Origin of the sequence: Aequorivita sp. KMM 9714 (assembly GCF_011065475.1) — a bacterium.
Classification (GTDB): Bacteria; Bacteroidota; Bacteroidia; order Flavobacteriales; family Flavobacteriaceae; genus Aequorivita; species Aequorivita sinensis.
In genome coordinates this window covers 1-245 of the sequence record NZ_JAAGRO010000079.1, presented here as the reverse complement: position 1 = coordinate 245, position 245 = coordinate 1, and the positions used below count along the sequence as shown (strand labels likewise).

General features: G+C 38.4%; 1 pseudogene. It reads right to left on the bottom strand.

The features are described from left to right. Nucleotides 1-245: pseudogene (locus G3A46_RS14225) on the bottom strand (PD40 domain-containing protein); the annotation flags it as partial.

The window sequence follows — 245 nt, the reverse complement described above, 5'->3', positions numbered from 1 at the left end:
GAAACAAAAACATCATAACCTCCTAAACCCGACCGACCATCACTAGAGAAATAAAGGTTGTTTTTATCGCTTACAAAAGGAAAAGATTCTCTTCCTTCTGTATTTATTTCAGGGCCTAGGTTAACTGGTGTACCATAGGTGCCATTTTCTAAAATGTCTACATACCAAAGGTCAGACATACCTAGAGTACCTGGCATATCAGATGAAAAATACAATCTTTTGCCATCCGGACTTAAAGCAGGATG